The organism is Arthrobacter sp. Soil_C_60, from assembly GCF_057656375.1.
The window spans coordinates 104732-123532 of the sequence record NZ_JBDGKM010000002.1; the positions used below are offsets into that span (position 1 = coordinate 104732).

An 18801-nucleotide genomic window follows, 5' to 3' on the forward strand; every position below is an offset into this window, starting at 1 on the left:
AAACCCTACACGTTGCTGCTTTCGCCGAGGACCCGCAGCCGCTCCTGGTATTCGTCCAAAGTGATCTGGCCGTGGGCCAGCCTCTGGTCCAGGATCTGCCGTGCCACGCTTCGGGGCGGCGGTGCATGATGCGTTGCTGCCGGCGTCAGCAGGAACGGCTCCTGCCCGCCACGGGTTGCGGTCACAAAGGCCCGCACCACCATGACAGCCAGCAGCACCACGACCATCAGCAGCACCAGGCCAAACAGCCAGGCTCCCCCGACCAAGAACCATTCTGCATTCATTGCAATGCATCTCCCTCGACGCGGAAGCAACCTTGCCGTAGAGCCGCTGGCAATGTCGCCTCTGAACGGTGTTCCTTATAGCCAGATTACCCATCTCCGGCGTGGAGATACAGGGGTGCGAGCGGCGCCGCAACGTAAACGTTGCAACATAACTTTTTCCCAAGCACCGGGACGAAGAATGGCACCGGAGCGCAGTAACAACTGCACCGATCGTATTCATTGACACCACTTGCAGAAGCAGCGCAAGGTAGAGACACCGACTGCGCTGTTTCAGGGGGCAGCATGAGCAACAGATCCTGGTCAGGCACGGAACCAACCGGCCCGGCAGTATGGCGCAGGACCGGTATCGCGGTGGCCGTTGCGGCATCGCTGGCCGCGGGCCTGGCTGTCCTGCCCGGAACCGCCGCCCTTGCGGCCCCTGATCCGCGGTTGTTCGAATCCCAGCCCGGCGCGGCAAGCGTGGGCGATAAGTACTTCCCGCAGGCCGGTAACGGCGGCTACGACGTCAAGCACTACCAATTGGATCTGTCCTACCATCCGCCCACGGACAAGCTCGACGGCGTTGCCACCATCAGCGCCCGTGCCGCCCAGGATCTTTCCTCCTTCAACCTGGACCTGCGCGGCCTCTCGGTGGATTCCGTCGAGGTCAACGGCCTCTCTGCCTACTGGTCCGTTCCGGAGGACGGCGAGCTGAAGGTTCGGTCGCCGCAGAACATCCGCGAGGGCGACAAGTTCACCGTGGTCGTCAAGTACTCGGGCGTGCCCAAGACCATCAAGGAGCCCGGCCTGGCCGGCTTTATCCACACCGAAACCGGCGCCACGGTCACCGGCCACCCGCTGACCGCGCCCACCTGGTTCCCGTCCAACAACCACCCGCGGGACAAGGCCACCTACACCTACAACATCTCCGTGCCGGACGGCTGGGAAGCCCTCGCCAACGGCGCGTTGAAGGGCAAGAAGTCCAAGAGCGGCCGGACCACGTGGACGTGGGAAGCCAAGGAACAACTGCCGGCGTACCTGGCCTCGATGAGCGTGGGCGAGTTCGAGATCGATTCCTACGCCAAGGACGGCGTCGATTACTGGGACGCGCTGGATCCGGAACTGAAATCCGTCATCACCCCGCGCAACGGCAACGGCCTGGCCTGGTCCCACACTTCGGACTCCTCCTACAAGCGGCTCAGCCGCACCATCAGCATTCCCAACGACGGCGCCGAGCTGTCCTTCTGGCTCGAACGCGACACGGAACCGGGTTGGGACTTCGCGTTCGTGGAGGCCCGCACCGCCGGCGCCGAGGACTGGACCACGCTCAAGGACACCACCGGCCATGCCACCGACGACACCGGCCTGGCCTGCCCCGCCTGGCACGAGGTGCACCCGTTCCTCAAGCATTACCAAAGCGACGACGGCGAGGGCGGCTGCACGGCCGAAGGCACCTCGGGCAAGTGGTGGGCTGCCAGCGGCACCAGCGATGGCTGGGAGAAATGGGAGTTCGACCTGTCCGACTACAAGGGCACGGACGTGGAGCTCTCCATCACCTACGCCAGCGACATCAACGGCCAGCGCGACGGCGTGCTGATCGAGGACATCATCGTCTCCACCGGCGAGGGCACCACGTCCTTTGAGAACGACCGCAACCGGGACCGCCTGGAGGGCTGGACCATTCCCGGTGCGCCGGAGGGCAGCCCCGGGAATGAAGATGACTGGGAAGCCGGCGTTTCCACGCCGGTCTCCATCGGCGCCAGGGTGGAAAAGGGACTGGCGCGCCAGCCCGAAATCATCGGTTTCCTGGCCGACAGTTTCGGTGACTATCCCGCGGAGGCGGCTGGCGGCGTCGTTATTGGAATTGACGGTCTCGGTTTCGCCTTGGAGAGCCAGAGCCGGCCGACCTACTCCGAAGACTGGTTCTATGATCCGGCCAGCGCCGACTCGATGATGGTGCACGAGCTGGCGCACCAGTGGTTCGGCGGCAGCCTGTCGCTCGCCTCGTGGCGGGATGCCTGGCTGGCGGACGGTTTCGCCACCTACGCGCAGTGGCTGTGGAACGAGGAACAGGACCTCGGCAAGGCCCAGGATGCGTTCGAATTCTACGGCGGCATTCCGGCCGACGATCCCTTCTGGGACCTGCGCATTTCGGATCCGGGAGCGGAGCGGGTCTTCGACGCCTCCGTGCAGGCCCGCGGCGCGATGGTGCTGCAGGCACTGCGCGAGGAGCTCGGCGATGACACGTTCTTCGGCCTGCTCAAGAGCTGGAGCACAGGGAAAGCCGGCAAGGTCGTCTCGACGAAGCAGTTCATCCAGTTTGCCGAGCAATACTCGGGGCAGGATCTGACGGAGCTGTTCGACACCTGGCTCTTTACCCCGGGGAAGCCCGGCGCCTTGTGACGCGGTCAGGTAACGGCGGGCCACCCGCGGTATCGAAACGACAACACCAGCGTGTTTCCGCCACCCACGCCACGGCCGAGGCCTACAGTGGCTTTACGTTTCCTGGGGAGGAAAAATGTCACGTGAACAGAACCTGGACATCGGCAACTTCCTGACAGTATCGGACGTCGCAGCCCGGCTCAATGTCAGCAAGATGACCGTGTACCGCCTGGTGCATTCCGGCGAGATGCCAGCCGTGCACATCGGCCACTCGTTCCGGATCAACGAGACGGCAGTCGCGGACTACCTGGCGGAGGCCGCGGTGGAGGCGGATCCGTCGAGCTGACGCGGGGGCGCCGCATCCGTACAAGACAGTAGGATGGACTCTGATCCCAACCGAGACCGATCTTTGGAGTCCACCTATGGCCTTGAGCGCCTCCACCAACCTGTCCCACCCCGTTGCCCAGGTCACCGAGACCTTTGTCAGCGCGGACTTCCTCCGCCACATCAGCGAGATGGTCGGCGGCAGCCTGGTCTCCGTGGAGCAGGAGGGCGACGTCGATGGTCCCTTCACCCTCACCGTGGTCCGGAACATTCCCACGACGCGGCTCCCGGACATCGCACGCAAGATGCTAGGCGAGTTCCTAAACGTGACGCAGACCGAGCAGTGGCAGGCCCCGGAGGCCGATGGCTCCCGTACCGTCAACGTCGGCGTCAAGATCGCCGGTGCGCCGGTTGACGTGGCGGCCGTGCAGAAGTTGGTTTCCGAGGGCGGTTCCACCCGCGTGGATCTCGAAGGCGAAGTTTCCTCCGGCATCCCGTTCCTCGGCGGCAAGATCGCTTCGGCAGCCGAGCCCATGCTGGGCAAGGCGCTGAGGATCCAGGCGGAGCAGGCCGAAGCCTGGATCGCCGGCCGGGCATAGGGGCTTACCGACTGTGAACGTACCTGCTGCCCTGGCCTGGGTCCTGGTCTTCGCCGGCTTCTGGAGCGTCATCGCCTGGGTGCCGTTCCTGCTCCAAGTCTGGAAGGACCCGCGGTCCAAGGACGACAAGGGCAATATGACCAGTTACCTCACCACGCGATTCATGCTGATCACCACGTCGATGATCCTGGGGATCGCCACGCTGGTGATCGGTTTCCGACTGCTGGCGGGTTAGCTTCCGCCCTCTGGCGGGCTAGCTTCCGCCCTCATCGCCGTGGTTTTCTCGCGAGATCGTCCCTGCCGCACCAGATCGTCCCTCCCACGAGGCGTCTGTACCGGCAGGGACGATCTCGCGTTTTAAGGGGCGGGTTAGGGGGATTCAGCCCCTTTCCGGCCAATTCTCCGGGTGATCACCACGGCGGGGATGATGAGCAGCCACATATACATGGCGGCATCCGTGTGGAAGAACGCCACCGGGATGCTCAGCACGAAGACCAGCGGCACCGGCAGGATGGACCAGAACACGTACCGGTACATGGCCCGGTCCACGTCCTTGGTCATCAACTGTGCCCGCCACGCATGCATCCAGATCAGGTTCAGCATCACGAAGACAGCCGCCGTCACGCTCGCGTAGAGCACCGCGGGCCACGGCGAAATTTCCCCGCCATAGTTGCTCAGGAAACTGGTAGGCATCGGCAGGACCGCAATGAAGAACAGCAGCAGCAGGTTCAGCCACTGCAGACGGGCGTCGTAGCGCCGGATGACAATGAATTTCCGGTGGTGGTTCATCCACGCAGTGCTGATCACGGCGAAGCTCACAGCATAGGCGAAGAACTCGAGCATCGCCGCCAGCAGGGCAGCGCCCAGATGTTCCTGGTCCAGCCCTTCGGGAATGATGATTTCCAGAACCAACAGCGTCATGGCAATGGCAAAGACGGCGTCGCTGAAAAATACGAGCCGCTCGAGGGAGGCACCGGAGCCGAAGAGCCTCCGATGCCGTTCCCGCAATCCCTCGTGGCGCTCCGGCACTCCCTCTTGCCCGGCGCCGGCGCCCTCCGTCAAAGCCGGACTAGGTTAGAACAGCGAACCGCGGATGAGGTGGCCGTAGTAGATCGAGCCCGGCCGCTGGGGATCCCCCTCGTAGCCGTGGTCCGGATTGTCGTTGTTGTACTGCTCGGTCGCCTCCACAAAGCTGTCCACCACATCCGCCACGGATCCGGTGCAGGTGCCCTGGTTCAGGCAGAGCGCCACGGTTCCGGCTACTGCAGGCGAGGCGAAGCTGGTGCCGTGCGGGGAGGCTGTTCCACCGCCGCGGGCCGTTGTTTCAACGCAGACGCCCGGTCCCGCGACGGTGTGCTCCTGGTCGTCGCCCTGTGTGGCGAAGTTGGAGAAGCTCGCGGGCCTGTCGTCATTGGCGTAGGCACTCACGTCCTGGCCCAGGCACACCGGCGATGCCTCTCCGCCGGGCCTTCCGTCGAAGTCGCCGATCGCCGTCGCGGTCAGCACCTCGTCATAGGCGGCAGGAACCACGCCGGCCACATCGGTCGCGCCGTTGCCGGCCGCCACCACGTAAGTCACGCCGGCTTCCACCGAACGGCAGATCGCCGCATGCATGGGGTCCCCGCTCTGGCTGCCGCAGGCGCCGTCGTCGGTCCCGGGTCCGGCGATGCTCACGTTGGCGACCGCGATGTCGTTGTCCGCATTGTTATCGGTCCGCGTCCCGGTCACCCAGTCATACGCACAGATCAGGCTTGACTCCGAGATTGTCCCGGCGTCGCTCAGCACCCGCACAGACCAGATCGGTGCGCCGGGAGCCATGCCCACCACGCCCAGATCATTGTCGCGGGCCGCCGCCACACCGGCCACCGACGTTCCGTGGCCCATGACGTCCACGGGCGCCGGTACGTTTACCGCGGAGCCGCTGCTGCAGTCGACGCCGCCGCGGACATTGAGGTCCGGATGCGTAGCATCCACGCCGGTGTCGATGACAGCAATGTTCACGTCGACGGAACCTGCGCCGTCACCGGCTTTGGCGCTGGACTGATCGGCCCCGGTGCGCGTTACGCTGACCGGCGTCTTCTGCGCGGCCAAGGTGAACTGCCGGTCCAGGGCGACATACGCCACCGCCGGGTCATTGCCCAGCTGCTCGGCGTTGGCAGCGGTCATGCTCGCGGCGTAGCCGGAGATGGCCTCGCTGTACGTCGAGGTTTCGTCGACGTCGAATTCCTCCTGATGGTCCGCCGCGATGTCCTCAACATCGGCAGCGGAGTCCTTTAGCACGACGATGTAGTCGTCTTCGGTCTCGGCCAGTGCCGGCGACCCGAGAAAGGCCATTCCGGCCGTAGCGGTTGCTGATGCAGCCACAATGGCCAGCAAACGGCGTGCTGCTGGATGCAGACTCCCCATGATTTCCTCCGAAGCAGGTTCGATCCCAATATCCCCAAAATCGATATGCGGCCACCTGCCCCCAAGCGCTTCACCATATCGTTATAAACCCCTTTGGAATCACAGTATGGACCTCGAAGGAAGAAGCGTCCATAGCTGGGGCAAAATCATGCGCCGCATGACGGTAGCGCCCGGAAACCCCGTTTACAGAGGCCATCGGGGTCAGTCCGCGTAAGTGCGCCAGCGTTCCTTGACGTCTTCGGGGAGTTCGTCCCACGGCGGCGCGTCCGGCATCCAGAGGCCATCGAGCAGTTTCATGCGCTCTTCGTACAGGGCCTTGCCCGCGGCCTCCCGCTCCAGTGTCACGGATACGAGTATCCCGCATCGGCCCGGTTTCGGCGAAACTCTTCACGGGCGTTGCTCGGGGTCCGGCTCCGGTCTCTGCCCTCCGCGAGCGGCTCTCTCCGAGCCTTCCCATGGAACCGTCCCGCTGCCCGCCCCGGATCTTGCCCCGGGATCCGCCTCGCTCCCCGACCCGCTGCCCGCCCCGCCGGAAGCGAGGACGCGCGACCGCGTCCGGCCGGATGCCTGCGCAACCATCCGCTCCAGCGGACCCTGCGCCCTGCCGGTGGAATTGTGCCACAGGACCGCGAAGAGCACCGCGGCGGCAACCTGGAGGGCCAGCGAGAGACGCGGCTGTTCGGCCAGGAAGCCGGTGGCCAGCACCACCAGATGGACCGAATACACGGTCAGCGTCATCGCGCCGACCGCAGTGAGCGGGGCCAGGATCCAGGTGACCCTTTCACCCACCCACAACATAAAACCAAGGACGACGGCGGCAATCCCCAAGGTGTTCAGGATTTCCACCGGGGTGGAAGAGTAGGGCGAGAGGACCGTCAACCACCATCCGCTGGAGGCCGGCAGCCCGAAGTCCGGGCCCCACGTCAGGATGTTGTCCACTCCCTCCGCGCCCAGCCGCGGCGAGTTCTCGATCAGCGCCTGCCGTCCCCCCAGTGGCCCGAGCATCAGCAGGGCGAAGAGCCAGGTGGCCGCGGCGAGGATGGCTCCGCCGACCATCAGCCGGATCTGGATATCGCGCGAGCGCAGGTTAAGCCGGCCGATGGCCAGGCCAGCGCAGATGTAGGCCATGTAGGGAACGGCCGGAAAGGAACCGGTGAACAGCAAGGCACTGACCACGGCCCCCGGATCGTCGAAGAGCATGCTCAGCGAGGGGTCGAACCCGTCCAGGTCCGGCAGCGGCCGGCGGAGCTGCTGCATCAGGACAGGTCCCACGATGGCAAACGCTGCAGCAGCAAAACCGAGCATCCGCGGGCTGAGCCCGAGCAGCGGGATGGCCAGCAGGAACATCATGCCGTAATACGCCAGAATGATTGCCGCCGGCGGATCCAGCAGACCGATCAGCAGCCCCATGCCTGCGATGATCAGGGCCCGCACGGCCATCGAGGCCTTCGCCGCCGTTAGTGCGCGGCCCCCAACAGCCCGCGCACCTCCCGAGACGAAGGCCAGCGAGACGCCGGCCAGGAACGCGAACAGCGCGGCCGACGTGCCGGAGAACAGCTGCCAGACCAGCGTCGGTTCAGCGTCCTCGTTCCAGCCGGGCAGAATGTGGATGGTCATCATGCCGATCAGCGCCAGCCCGCGCGCGGCATCGACTCCGCTGATGCGGGCCTTGGGTTTGGCTGCCGACGCACCGGCCTTGGGCTCAAACAGTGATCGTCCGTCGAACACCGGAGGCCTCCATATCTGCCATCAAGGCTGTGGTTTCGTCCTCGGTCAGTTCGGCCAGGGGCGAGCGGACGCTGCCGCCGGGCAGGCCCAGCGACTGCAGTGCGGCCTTCACCGACGCGGCGGCCGGGGCACGGAACATCCCGCGGTAGACCGGCAACAGCTCGCGGTGCACGGCGAGCGCCTGGTCGATCTGTCCCTGCGAGTACAGGTGGAACAGCTCGTTCAGCCGGTCCCCCACCACGTGGCCCACCACCGAGACGAAGCCGACCGCCCCGATCGAGAGCAACGGGAGGTTCAGCGCGTCGTCCCCCGAGTAGTAGGACAGCGGCGTCTCCCGCATCACCCACGAGCTGGTTTCGAGATCGCCCTTGGCATCCTTGACCGCCACGATCCCGGGATGCTTGGCCGCGGCGTCCAGCGTCGTCGGCTCGATGGCGACGCCGGTCCGTTTGGGAATGTCGTAGAGCATAATCGGCAGTTCGGTGCTGTCCGCGATGGCCAGGAAGTGGCGCAGCAGTCCGCGCTGGGACGGCCGGGAGTAGTACGGTGCCACCAGCAGCAGACCGTCGGCGCCCCAGTCCGCGGCGTTCTGCGCCAGCTTGATGCTGTGCCGGGTGTCCCCCGAGCCGACTCCGGCGATGACCTTCTTCGCGGTTCCGGCCACCGCGCGCCGGGCCGCCCCGATCATCTTCGACTTCTCGTGGTCCGAAGTGGCGATGGACTCGCCCGTGGTGCCGTTGACCACCACGCCGTCGTTCCAGCCGTCCCTGGTCAGCCACCGTGCCAGCCGTTCCGCCGCGGGCAGGTCTACCCGGCCGCAGCCATCGAACGGCGTGACCATTGCAGTGAGCACGCTCCCGAAGACGCACGCTGCCGGCGTCGTAAATTCGAGGTTCTCCATGGTTGTCATCTCAATTTCCCCCTGTTGATTGATCTGTCTGCTGTGGTGGCCCCGGCGCTCACGAAGAGTTGCCGGGACCGGACGAAGAGCCGGCGGTGGCCAGCAGCTGCCCGCGCTGCCGGCTCTGGACCAGGTCCCAGTTGCGCAGCGGGTTTCCGGCCCAGGTGCCGCCGGCCGGCACGGTCTCGGAGCGCATCACCAGCGAGCCCGGGCCAACGGTCGCGTGCGTTTCCAGCCGGCTGCCCGGCAGCACCACGCTGTTCGGCCCCAGCGTGGCGAAGTCCGCCAGCGTCACTTCCTCCATGCGCATAATGCGGTCGTGGAACAGGTGCGTCTGGAGCACGGTGCCGCGGTTGATGCTGACCCCGTCGCCGATGCTGATCAGATCGAATTCGGGCAGCCACCAGGTTTCGCACCAAACGCGCCGGCCAATCCGGGCACCCATCAACCTCAGCCAGAGGTTGAACATGGGCGTGCCCAGGCTCATCCGGATGAGGCCGGGCACGGCGAGCGATTCGGAGAAGACGTCGGCCAGCTCGTTGCGCCAGATAAAGGACGTCCAGAGCGGGTGTTCCGACGGCCGGAACCGGCCCACCAGCGCCCACTTTGCCGTCAGCGCCACCAGGCAGGCGGCGAACGCGCTGGCCAGCAGCACCGGCCCGGACAGGACCGCGGTCATGAGCAGCCCCGCCTGCAGGTAGATCTGCGTCAGCACCCAGACCGTGGCCAGTGCCAGCCAGGCGGTGATGACCGCCGGCAGCAGGCGGCAGCTTTCGACGGCGGCGCGGGCCACCAGCAGCCGCCGCGGCGGATTGTAGGTCCGCGCGGTATCCCCGTGGTCCACCGGCCGCGGCAGTTCCATCGCGGGCCGGCCGAACCAGTTGGACGATGCCGGCATGTTCTTCGGTGCCGACGACAGCACGGCGATCAGCGAGTTGTCCGGCACCTGCATGTCGGCGCCGACAATGCCGGAGTTGCCCACAAAGGACTTCTCCCCCACGCTCGCCGGGCCCAGGTGCAGCCGGCCGGCCCGGGCGCGCGGCGCGGTGACCAGCGAGTGGTCTGCCAGGAAGGAGCGGCTCGAGAACGTGGTCAGGTGCGGGATGGTCTCCATCGTGGAGATCTCCACATGCCTGCCCACCTTCGCCCCGAGCACCCGCAGCCACAACGGCGTGAGCAGGCTTGCGTAAAGCGGATAGACCGAAACCAGTGTCTTGGCCAGCAGCAGGTTGGACAGCCAGGCCGCCCACGCCGCGGCGCCGTGCAGCGAGTGGAAGCCGGGCCTGAGCAACAGGCTCAGCAGGCGGACCAGCCCGGCCGTCATCGCCAGATAGGTGACAACGGCCAGCACCAGGAACACGGGCGACCACGCCGCGAGCGTCCACAGCGCTGCATCCAGGTTCCCGATTCCGCGGATCACGGACATCACCAGTAAAGCACCGGGTACGACGGCGGCAATCGGCATCAGTGCCAGACCGGCCAGTCCCAGCGGGTACAGGAGCGCAACGGCCCGCACGGGGCGGGTGTCGCCGTCGTCCTCCGGCCAGTCTTCCCCCGCCGTCCCGACAGGCTCCATCTGAGAACCGGCCCAGCGCTCCCCGTCCGGCACCCAGCCGCTAACGCAGGTTCCGGGCTCCACTTCGGCCCCGGCACCGATCCGCGCCTCGTTCATCAGGATGGACCGGGTGCCTACCCGGGCGTTCTCGCCGATCCGGACGCGGCCGATATGCAGGCGGTCGCCCTCTAGCCAGTGGCCGGCCAGGTCCACTTCATATTCGATGGTCGCGCCGGAGCCGAACTCGGCCAGTCCGGTCACCGGTGGCAGGGCGTCCAGATGCACCTGCTTGCCGGCCTTGCAGCCGAATGCCCGCGCCACCCAGGGCGCCAGCGGCGAGCCCATCAAAGGCTCCAGCTTGCAGAAGGTGGCAATGCGTTCCGCAGCCCACAGCCGCAGATGCATCCAGCCGCCGCGAGCGTAGACGCCCGGCGCCACACCCCACAACAGCAGCCGGGCCGAGGCCACGGCGAAGAGTACCCGGAACGGCAGCGTGAAGAGCACAATCCACGCGGCCAGCGTCGGCAGCAACGGCGGATTCGGCATCCACGGCGCGTCCGTCAGGTTGAACATCAGCCAGCAAACTACCGCGATGCCCGTCACGTACCGCAGCCCGGTGATCGAATACAGCACGCCGATCAGCGGGGCCTGGACCAGGCCGGTCCACCACGGGGTGGGCCGGACGTCGCGCTGCTCGGACGTGCTGGCGCCGAGGCTGTCCAGGTAGGCGGCCATGCCACCGAGCGTCGGCCGGGCGTAGATGTCGGCGATGGAGACTTCGGGGTGCCGGCCGCGCAGTGTGGCTACCAGCTGCGCCGCGGCCACACTGGCCCCGCCCAGGGCGAAGAAGTCGCTGTCCCCCTCCAGCGGCACCGGTCCCAGCAGGTCGGTCCAGGCATCCGCGATCCAGCCTTCGGTGCCGGTCAGGGTGTGCCCGGCTCCCGCCGCAGCGGTACCGGGCAGCGGCCAGGGCAGCGCCTTGCGGTCCACCTTGCCCGATGTCTTCACCGGCAGCTCATCGACGACGCCGAGCGCCGGTACCAGCTGCGCGGGCAGCATTTCCTGCAGCCGCGACCGCGCCGCCGCCAGGTCAATCTCCATACCCGCTTCCAGGACCAGGTACCCGGCGAGTACCTTGTTGCCGCTGGGCGTGGACTGGACGGCGGCAGCCGCCGTCGCCACGCCCGGAAGCTGGGCGAGGGCTTCATCGATCTCGCCCAGCTCCACCCGCCGCCCGCCCAGCTTGACCTGTTCGTCAGCCCGGCCCACGAAGACCAGACCGTCCTTGTCCGCGAGCACCAGGTCACCGCTGCGATAGGCACGTTCCCAGCCAAGCGTGGCCATCGGCGCGTACTTTTCGGCGTCCCTCACCGGGTCGAGGTAGCGGCCCAGTCCCACGCCGCCGATGATCAGCTCGCCCTCCTGGCCCCAGCTGACCGGGTTGCCGTCCGGGTCCACCACTGCCAGCTCCCACCCGCGCAGCGGCAGGCCGATCCGCACCGGCCCGCTGCCATCCAGCGCGGCACCGCAGGCGATCACCGTCGCCTCGGTAGGACCGTAGGTGTTCCAGACCTCGCGGTTGGGGCCGGCCAGACGCGCCACCAGTTCCGCCGGGCACGCTTCGCCGCCGAAAATCAGCAGCCGGATGTTCTCCAGCGCCTCGGCCGGCCACATGGCCGCCAGCGTGGGCACCGTGGAGACCACGGTGACGTCCCGGTCCGCCAGCCACGGTCCCAGATCCGCACCGGACCGGACCAGCGAGCGGGGTGCCGGAACCAGGCAGGCGCCGTTCCGCCAGGCCAGCCACATCTCTTCGCAAGAGGCGTCGAAGGCCACGGACAGGCCCGCCAGCACCCGATCGCCGCGGGTGAGCGGGCGCTCGGGCAGGAACATTTCCGCCTCCGCATCCGCCCACGCGGCCGCCGAGCGGTGCTGGATGGCAACGCCCTTCGGCTTGCCGGTGGAGCCCGAGGTAAAGATGATCCAGGCGTCGTCGTCGGGGTGCGGCTGCGGGCTGTTGCCCAGAGTCTGCACGCCCGGCATCGGTCTGACGACCAGCCCTTCACCGATGACGGCGCACACGGCCGCTTCGGCCCAGACGGTTTCGGCCCGCTCGTCCGGCTCGTCCGCGTCCACCGGTACGTAGGCCGCACCGGAAACCAGGATCCCCAGGATGGCGATGTAGAGGTCGACGGATCCAGACGGCACCCGGACCCCCACGCGGTCCCCCGCGCCGATGTCCGAGGCCCAGAGCCGGCGCGCTATCTCGTCAATGTGCAGGCCGAGCGCCGCGTAGCTGAGGCGAGTGTCGCCGTCGTCGATCGCCGGCGCCGCGGGATAGGCCGCGATCGTCGCCTGGATGATGTCGACCAAGGTGCGCTCGTCCGTCGCAGCCCGGCTGGGAAAGACGGCGGCATCGGGGCCGAAGCCATGCCGGCACCCGGGCCCTTCCTCACTGTGTATCCGGTGGTGCGTGTGTCTGTCTGCAACATCGTCTGCGATGTCCCCCGTTGTTGCAGGACTGTTCGACAAGTCCAAAAGTTTCCCCCATGAAGTGTTGTTTTCCCCGCAGCCCTGTCTACCTGCCGCGGCACGACAGGCACAGGCGAAAGGGTTGTTTACGGCGCAGCGGGCATCGAGACTCACCGGAGCGCCGGCTGTGGCTCGAATGAGAGCCGGCTATTGGCGGCAGCTGCTTAGTAAAGTGCGCGCGTGCAATCGCTTCGAGGCGCAACCTTGCATCGGACCTGGTCCACGATGATTTCCCCCATGTCCCTGACCCTACGAAGCCGTAACCGTTCTGTGATGCGTAGCAGGTACCGGAGTTTTGCCGGCGGGGTTACTCGCTTGCAGGTTTCACCTACCGGCGGTGCATCGGGGCAGTACTCGGTTTCCTACGTGAGGAGCGTGGAAAGCCCGCCTTCTTGGGCAAATGTGTAGCTAGGTACCGGAGAGTCTTGCCAAGATGGGCACGATGGGAACTCGCAAAGCACTGATGGGGATGGCGATGGCAGTCTGTGCGCTCACTGCCTGCTCGGCGCCGGTGTCCTTCCGCGGCCCTGCCGAGCCGGCGGCAGCCGTGGACGGCCCGTGCCACAGCCTGGGCGAAGGGCTGGTTGCGTACGACACCGGGGATGCGCAACGCGTCACCTTCGCCATTGCGGACCGGTTCCGGGAGACCGAGGTCGTTCTCACGAGCTGCGTGCAGGTGCGCGGCGGTTATGCCCAAGAGTGGCAGGCCACCGGATTCACGGGCAGCGAGGGGTTCGGGCGTTCCGGCGAGGTGCTGGTGGATTCGCTGGAAACGCCCACCGGGTCCTACACCGTTACCGAGGCCTTTGGGCGCCAGGATCCCGGGACAACGTTGAAATACCACCAGCTCAATGAGCTCTCCCGCTGGAGCGGACGTCCGGGCGAGCATTACAACCAGTATTTCGAGGGCAAGGGCGTCTGGCCGGACGAAAATCTGTGGGCGCTGATGGAGGAAGGGCTCTACGAACAGGCCGCTGTCATCAACTACAACCGACTGCCGGACATGGAGCCAAGGGCGGGTCTGTCCTACGCGATCTTCCTGCATGCGGGCATGAGCGAATCATGGGGTTGCATCTCCACGGATCTGGGCACTGTCACCCGGTTCCTGGAGACCGCCGTGCCCGGCGACAGGTTTGTCATGGGCGTCGACCACAGAATCTTCCTTGATCTCTCCAGCACGTCAGGGGCAGCGGAAATAGGGCATTAAATCAGCACTAATTATTCAGCTCCATCCGGGCTTACCGTGGAAAGAGGTATCGTCCGTCCCGGACGACCTGACATGGAGGTTCTGTCGTGACTGTTACCACCAGTGTTGCCGACTGCAGCGTAACCCGCTGCGGGTTCAATGATCATGAAGGCTGTACCGCGGTTGCCATTACCGTTGGCGGGGGTGAAGACCACGCCGCCTGTGCAACCTTTGTCGACATTGGAAAGCATGGCGGCCTGCCCAAGGTCCTCGCCCAAGTGGGTGCCTGCCAGCGGGCGGAGTGCGTCCACAACGAACATCTGCTCTGCAACGCATCCGAAGTCCACGTCGGCCCTGGTGCAGACAACGCGGACTGCCTGACCTACTCACACAAGCAGTAGTCGGCCTGCCGGCGACCGCCACCGCCGCACTCATAGCCTGGCGCCTGCGCTGGAGTGGCACCCATACCGCTCCAGCGCATTGCCATGCCGAAAATCAGCGGTCGATCACAATTCCGGCAGGGCAACGATGTACCTGCCGCCCCGGGCAGCAGATGGAGTCACAGGTGGATAACATGCGTTGCAGCCCCTCTGCACCCTCCGTAACGTGAAAAACAGGGCACCTAAAGAAGACCGGCCCGGGATGGAGGAGTCCGCCACAACACACCGCCGAACCCGCTCGATATTGCATTGCCGACGAGGAGAAACCATGACAGACGATAAAGTCGCCAGCCTCCAAAAGCTCAGCGACATTGCCCGGACCGTCTCCCAAGATGACGAAGACATCCGCGGCAGGAACGTTAAAGCCAGAGACGGTGAGGAACTCGGCGAAGTCGACGACCTCCTGGTCGACCCGACGGAGAACAAAGTACGCTTCCTGGTGGTCGCCTCCGGAGGTTTCCTCGGGCTGGGCGAGACAAAGTCGTTCATTCCCGTTGAAACCGTCTCCGGCATCACTGCCGATGAGGTCCGTATCGACCAGGCCAAAGACAAGATAGCAGGTGCGCCAACTTACGATCCCGACATTGTCGAGGAGCGCGGCTACTACGAGGATCTTTACGGCTACTACGGCTACGCGCCCTACTGGGCACCCGGGTACATCTACCCCGGCTACCCCTATCCCCCGGTGAGGTGATAGGCCTTCCTTCCTGACCGCCCGCACGCACGTCGTAAGGAGTTCGCCGGGTGACCCTTGAAATGGATGTGGCGCAAAGCGTGGCCGGGTCGTTGTTTATTGCCGTCCTGCTCGCCGCGCTGCATTTCAGCGCGCCGGGCATCCGCAAACTGCCGCTGGTGCCGGAACGTGCCACCGGGTCATTCGCGGGCGGTCTGGCGGTCACCTATGTCTTTCTTCACCTGCTCCCGGAGATCGCCGCAGGAAACGAGGCCATAGGCGAAGCCCTCTCCGACGTCGTCGAACCCACGCCGCTGCTCGATCTGGCTATTTTCCTGGTGGCGCTGACCGCCTTCCTCGGCGGTTCCATCTTGCTGAACGTGTTCAAGGAAGAGATCCCTTCCAACCGCAATTCCAGTTTTGCCTGGTTCACCATCGGGATTCTCTTCTATGCGGCCCTCCTGGCTCTCATTACGGCACTTAGCGAATAACTTAGCGAACAAAGGGGAGGCCAACAAGCAGACAGCGGGGGCTGGTCCAAAGACAGAAGCACGGCCTTGCCGGCCGCAATCCGAGGGAGAAGAAAATGGTCAACATGAACAAACGGCGTCCGGACGAACGCCGGGCCCACGCAACGCCGGTGCAGAAAACCGCGCGAGTCGTCGCCATAGTCCTGGGCCTCCTGGGAATCCTTGGCTTCATCCCAGGCATAACCACCGAGTACGGCCAGCTGGAGGTAACAGGTATCGGCACCGATGCCCTCCTCTTCGGGCTGTTGCCGGTCACCATTACGCACAATGTTCTGATGCTGCTGTTCGCTGCCGGCATTTTTGCCGCTGCCCAGCGCAGCGCCGGTGCGACTAAAGCCACCCTGATCGGGCTGGGGTTGTTCAACGTCGCTTGCGCGGCCTACGGACTCATTAATGTCAGGTACGGGTCGACCTTGTGGGTGCCCGCGGGCGAAGTGGACAACTGGTTCCATCTGGTGCTCGGCGCGCTGCTGATCGGTCTCGGCCTGATCAGAGGTCCGAAGAACCTGGACCGCGAAAGGCCGTGATTCCGGCGCCTTTGAGCGTGCGCAGCTGCCCCGGGCCCTGGCGCCGGCCGCTCCCGCTTAGCCGGGGAAGGCCGGATCCAGGACCACCGGGGGTGGCTGCGCCGACCAACTGTGTCCCACGCGCGAGTAGAGCGCATCGGAGGTCTGGACGTAGATGTTGTCCGGTCCGTTCCCTGCGCTAATTTCTGCCATGCCGTCCAGCTCCCCCAGTTCCTCGGAGCTGCCGTCGAGCCGGAGCACAGCCGCCGCGCTTCCGCCGGAGTCCAGGACCGCCACGGTAGTCTCGTCTGCCCAGGCTGCGCTGTCGGCGGCGACGGGGGAACGCAGTTCGTTAGGCTCGCCCAGCCGGAGCGGGACTCCGTCCCCGTCCCGGACGATGCCCGCCACCAGTACCTTGCTGTCCCCGCCCTCCTGCGAGATCAGCAGGGCGCGGGTTCCGTCGCGCGAAATCCTCAAGTCCGTCACTTCCGCACCTGCCAGCCATTCCGCAGCAACCGGCACTGCAGACCCGCCGCTCCGGTCCAGCGGAACCGCCGACACCGAGCCGCCGTGGCCGGAGGCGGTCCAGACCCAGCCGAACGGGCCGATGCTCGGACCGGTCAGTTCGGTGCCGGCAACCACGTTCTTTACCGTTCCGTCCGCACCGATCGTGAACAGTCCGCCGTCGCCGAGGAAGGCTGCTTCGTCCCCGTTGGGAGCCAGCGCCGGTTCGCGCGGATGCAGCTGCGCAACCTCCGGCAGCTGCGTCTCCGGCACGGCAGCGGATCCTTCATAGAAGACCAGCTCGCCGTCGAGCACGGCAATCTGCCTGCTGCCGACCGCCGGATCCTTCACCGCCGGTTCGAATCCCGCCGCGGCCCGGTCGCCGGTTTCAACATCACGCTGGCCCACCGACATCCTGATGCTGCTCACCGTGTTCAGCGGACCAAGGGTCAGTTCCAGTTGCTGCTGCATCCGCTGCCGGTCCAGGAAGGTCGTGCCGTCAAGGGCATCGGACGTCAGGTCCACGCCGGCCACACCCGATTCAACCGGCACCGCTTGTTGCGCGAGCCGGGTGCCTTCGGGGAAGGCGCTCACCACGGCTTCGGCCAAATAGGGCGCAGGACCTTCGAGCATCAACGTTGCCAGGCTCGCCGCGACTCCCTGGCGGCTGGCCAGCCACCGGATGTCGGGTACCGCATAGCTGTAGGTCGGGTCGAAGAAATACGCGGTATACCCCTCGAACAGCGAGGGGAAGTCCGAGGCGGAGACCACCGTCCCGTGCGGAATACCGGAAATGCGCCACTGGCCGTCCACCTGTTCGAGGTCCACGGGCACGGAACGCGTGGTTCCGGGATCCGCGATAACCCTGATACCGCGGGCATCGATGACGGAGGCAACCTCGAAGTTCAGGACGTAGGCGTGCTCCCCGGCCGCCTTGGTGATCTTCACCCCGCCGTCGTAGACCAGCGTCCGCTCGGTGGGCCGCCATTCGCCCGCGAGCTTCGGGGCGAGGAATTGCCGGGCCGTACCGTAATCATCCTGGGTCGCGGTGCCCGCCAGCAGGAAGCCTTCGATGACCTGCTCCGGTCCGGCACCAGGTTCGGGTCCCGGCGGATTAAACGTGTACTCCCCGACCGGAGCCCCTTCGGTCGGCGGATCGACCTTATCCACCGGCCCTATTTCCGGAATGGAAGAACATCCCGCGAGGGCCAGTCCAAACAGCAACACGGCAGCCAGTGTCCTGAACGCTGAATGCAAAACGATAGGGTCCTTCCAACAACGACGTCGGCCGCTCGCCTTGGCAGCGGAAGCTCACCTCCCGCGCGGGTAGTCAGCCGGCTGGGCCGGTCATCACCCTAGGCGGTCAAACTTCGGGCGCCCTCCATGCATGCTGGGAGGCGGCTGTGCGCCTGCGCTGTCGGTCGGGCTTGTTGCAGGGTCAGGATTTTGTCCGTTCCCCGCGGGTGTGGTTCAGGTAAACAGCGTTCCCGGAGACCCTCTTTACCGCGTCGGAGGCTTCAAAGAAGTTGTTTCCAAAGCCCTTTCCGTCCACCTCTACATAGCCCAGTCGCAGCAGCCGTTCCCTGCGTTCTTCCGGCAGGTTCGCCTGCCCACTCAGTGCCGTCGCCACGGCATGGACCATATTGGGGTCCCGGTCGGAGGTCTGCCCTTCAGCGGTGGTCGCCTGCGGATCGCCGAACTTAACCGACTTCACCGTTCCAACTTTTTCACCGGATGCATCGAAGACATCCATTCCCTCGCGCACGTCGCTTAAATCACTCATCGCCAAGGCTCCCGCCACTCATAAGCAGACTGATGGTTTGTTCAGCCCAGCGTAGTGCCCGCATGATGCCGCCGCCAGAGCAGGGACGCTAATGCAGGTTTTGCCTCGGGATGACCACTTTCCGCACGATGATCACCGCAGATGCCGCCAAAGGCACTGCCACCAGTGCGCCGAGCACACCGCCCAGCGTTCCGCCGGCAACCACGGCGATCACCACAAGGGCGCCGGGCACTTCCACGGCCTTGACAATGATCCACGGTGTCAGGATGTAGGCCTCAACCTGCATGTACACGAAACAGTAGATTCCGGCTGCCAGTGCTGTCTGGGGAGAACCGGCGAGGCATGCGAGGGTGATCACGGTCGAAGAGACGATCGTTCCTACCATCGGCACGAAGGACCCCAGGAAGGCCACCGTGGCCAGCAGCTTTCACCGGTCTCCATGCGGTCACCCTATGATAACCGCTCCCCTTCGCCAGAGAAACGGCCCAA

Annotated in this window: 19 protein-coding genes; 9 read left to right on the forward strand and 10 right to left on the reverse strand. The window is 65.7% G+C overall.

Features of this window, described 5'->3' with window-relative positions; all coding sequences use genetic code 11:
• Nucleotides 1–5 precede the first annotated feature (5 nt).
• Nucleotides 6–284 carry a DUF1707 domain-containing protein gene (locus tag AC3A4M_RS04230; RefSeq protein WP_498734165.1) on the reverse strand — a complete coding sequence of 93 codons (279 nt, stop codon included), beginning with the start codon at nucleotides 282–284 and terminating at the stop codon, nucleotides 6–8.
• Between the two features lie 282 nt (nucleotides 285–566).
• Between AC3A4M_RS04230 and AC3A4M_RS04235 the strand changes: the two genes are divergently transcribed.
• The 4 genes from AC3A4M_RS04235 (at nucleotide 567) to AC3A4M_RS04250 (ending at nucleotide 3803) form a co-directional block, all read left to right on the forward strand.
• Nucleotides 567–2666 (forward strand): M1 family metallopeptidase, encoded by a 2100-nt coding sequence (locus AC3A4M_RS04235; protein ID WP_498734166.1) that lies wholly within the window; start codon nucleotides 567–569, stop codon nucleotides 2664–2666.
• Between the two features lie 115 nt (nucleotides 2667–2781).
• Entirely contained in the window at nucleotides 2782–2991 is a 210-nt protein-coding gene (locus AC3A4M_RS04240) for a helix-turn-helix domain-containing protein (RefSeq protein WP_498728751.1), read from the forward strand.
• Nucleotides 2992–3067: 76 nt separating this feature from the next.
• Complete coding sequence (locus AC3A4M_RS04245; RefSeq protein ID WP_498728753.1) at nucleotides 3068–3568, forward strand: DUF2505 domain-containing protein; 501 nt, start codon at nucleotides 3068–3070, stop codon at nucleotides 3566–3568.
• A 13-nt stretch (nucleotides 3569–3581) separates the two neighbouring features.
• Entirely contained in the window at nucleotides 3582–3803 is a 222-nt protein-coding gene (locus AC3A4M_RS04250) for an SCO4848 family membrane protein (protein WP_498734167.1), read from the forward strand.
• A 134-nt stretch (nucleotides 3804–3937) separates the two neighbouring features.
• On the opposite strand, the gene AC3A4M_RS04255 is transcribed toward AC3A4M_RS04250, so the two are convergent.
• From AC3A4M_RS04255 to AC3A4M_RS04280, 6 genes are all read right to left on the reverse strand, one after another.
• Nucleotides 3938–4630, reverse strand: coding sequence for a TMEM175 family protein (locus AC3A4M_RS04255; RefSeq protein WP_498734168.1), 693 nt, complete (start codon nucleotides 4628–4630; stop codon nucleotides 3938–3940).
• A gap of 12 nt (nucleotides 4631–4642) precedes the next feature.
• Nucleotides 4643–5932, reverse strand: coding sequence for a S8 family peptidase (locus tag AC3A4M_RS04260; protein ID WP_498734169.1), 1290 nt, complete (start codon nucleotides 5930–5932; stop codon nucleotides 4643–4645).
• A gap of 243 nt (nucleotides 5933–6175) precedes the next feature.
• Nucleotides 6176–6319 carry a hypothetical protein gene (locus tag AC3A4M_RS04265; protein WP_498734170.1) on the reverse strand — a complete coding sequence of 48 codons (144 nt, stop codon included), beginning with the start codon at nucleotides 6317–6319 and terminating at the stop codon, nucleotides 6176–6178.
• Nucleotides 6320–6361: 42 nt separating this feature from the next.
• Nucleotides 6362–7702 (reverse strand): heparan-alpha-glucosaminide N-acetyltransferase domain-containing protein, encoded by a 1341-nt coding sequence (locus tag AC3A4M_RS04270; RefSeq protein ID WP_498734171.1) that lies wholly within the window; start codon nucleotides 7700–7702, stop codon nucleotides 6362–6364.
• The gene (gene dapA, locus AC3A4M_RS04275) at nucleotides 7677–8612 is read right to left on the reverse strand and encodes a 4-hydroxy-tetrahydrodipicolinate synthase (RefSeq protein WP_498734172.1); all 936 of its coding nucleotides are present in this window, start codon (nucleotides 8610–8612) and stop codon (nucleotides 7677–7679) included. The genes AC3A4M_RS04270 and dapA overlap by 26 nt, the downstream gene beginning before the upstream one ends.
• Nucleotides 8613–8661: 49 nt before the next feature.
• Nucleotides 8662–12690, reverse strand: coding sequence for a Pls/PosA family non-ribosomal peptide synthetase (locus AC3A4M_RS04280; RefSeq protein ID WP_498734173.1), 4029 nt, complete (start codon nucleotides 12688–12690; stop codon nucleotides 8662–8664).
• Nucleotides 12691–13132: 442 nt separating this feature from the next.
• Here AC3A4M_RS04280 and AC3A4M_RS04285 point away from each other — a divergent pair, with 442 nt between their 5' ends.
• The 5 genes from AC3A4M_RS04285 (at nucleotide 13133) to AC3A4M_RS04305 (ending at nucleotide 16046) form a co-directional block, all read left to right on the forward strand.
• Nucleotides 13133–13897 carry a hypothetical protein gene (locus AC3A4M_RS04285; RefSeq protein WP_498734174.1) on the forward strand — a complete coding sequence of 255 codons (765 nt, stop codon included), beginning with the start codon at nucleotides 13133–13135 and terminating at the stop codon, nucleotides 13895–13897.
• A gap of 86 nt (nucleotides 13898–13983) precedes the next feature.
• On the forward strand, nucleotides 13984–14277 hold the full coding sequence (locus AC3A4M_RS04290) for a DUF1540 domain-containing protein (protein WP_498734175.1): 294 nt from the start codon (nucleotides 13984–13986) through the stop codon (nucleotides 14275–14277).
• A gap of 307 nt (nucleotides 14278–14584) precedes the next feature.
• The gene (locus tag AC3A4M_RS04295; RefSeq protein WP_498734176.1) at nucleotides 14585–15010 is read left to right on the forward strand and encodes a PRC-barrel domain-containing protein; all 426 of its coding nucleotides are present in this window, start codon (nucleotides 14585–14587) and stop codon (nucleotides 15008–15010) included.
• A 50-nt stretch (nucleotides 15011–15060) separates the two neighbouring features.
• The gene (locus AC3A4M_RS04300; RefSeq protein WP_498734177.1) at nucleotides 15061–15480 is read left to right on the forward strand and encodes a hypothetical protein; all 420 of its coding nucleotides are present in this window, start codon (nucleotides 15061–15063) and stop codon (nucleotides 15478–15480) included.
• A 104-nt stretch (nucleotides 15481–15584) separates the two neighbouring features.
• Nucleotides 15585–16046, forward strand: coding sequence for a DUF4383 domain-containing protein (locus tag AC3A4M_RS04305; RefSeq protein WP_498734178.1), 462 nt, complete (start codon nucleotides 15585–15587; stop codon nucleotides 16044–16046).
• A 57-nt stretch (nucleotides 16047–16103) separates the two neighbouring features.
• Here AC3A4M_RS04305 and AC3A4M_RS04310 read toward each other — a convergent pair whose 3' ends face one another.
• The 3 genes from AC3A4M_RS04310 to AC3A4M_RS04320 form a co-directional block, all read right to left on the reverse strand.
• Entirely contained in the window at nucleotides 16104–17699 is a 1596-nt protein-coding gene (locus AC3A4M_RS04310; protein ID WP_498734179.1) for an LpqB family beta-propeller domain-containing protein, read from the reverse strand.
• A 268-nt stretch (nucleotides 17700–17967) separates the two neighbouring features.
• Nucleotides 17968–18318 (reverse strand): hypothetical protein, encoded by a 351-nt coding sequence (locus AC3A4M_RS04315; protein WP_498734180.1) that lies wholly within the window; start codon nucleotides 18316–18318, stop codon nucleotides 17968–17970.
• A gap of 82 nt (nucleotides 18319–18400) precedes the next feature.
• On the reverse strand, nucleotides 18401–18724 hold the full coding sequence (locus tag AC3A4M_RS04320) for an AI-2E family transporter (RefSeq protein WP_498734181.1): 324 nt from the start codon (nucleotides 18722–18724) through the stop codon (nucleotides 18401–18403).
• Nucleotides 18725–18801 lie beyond the last annotated feature (77 nt).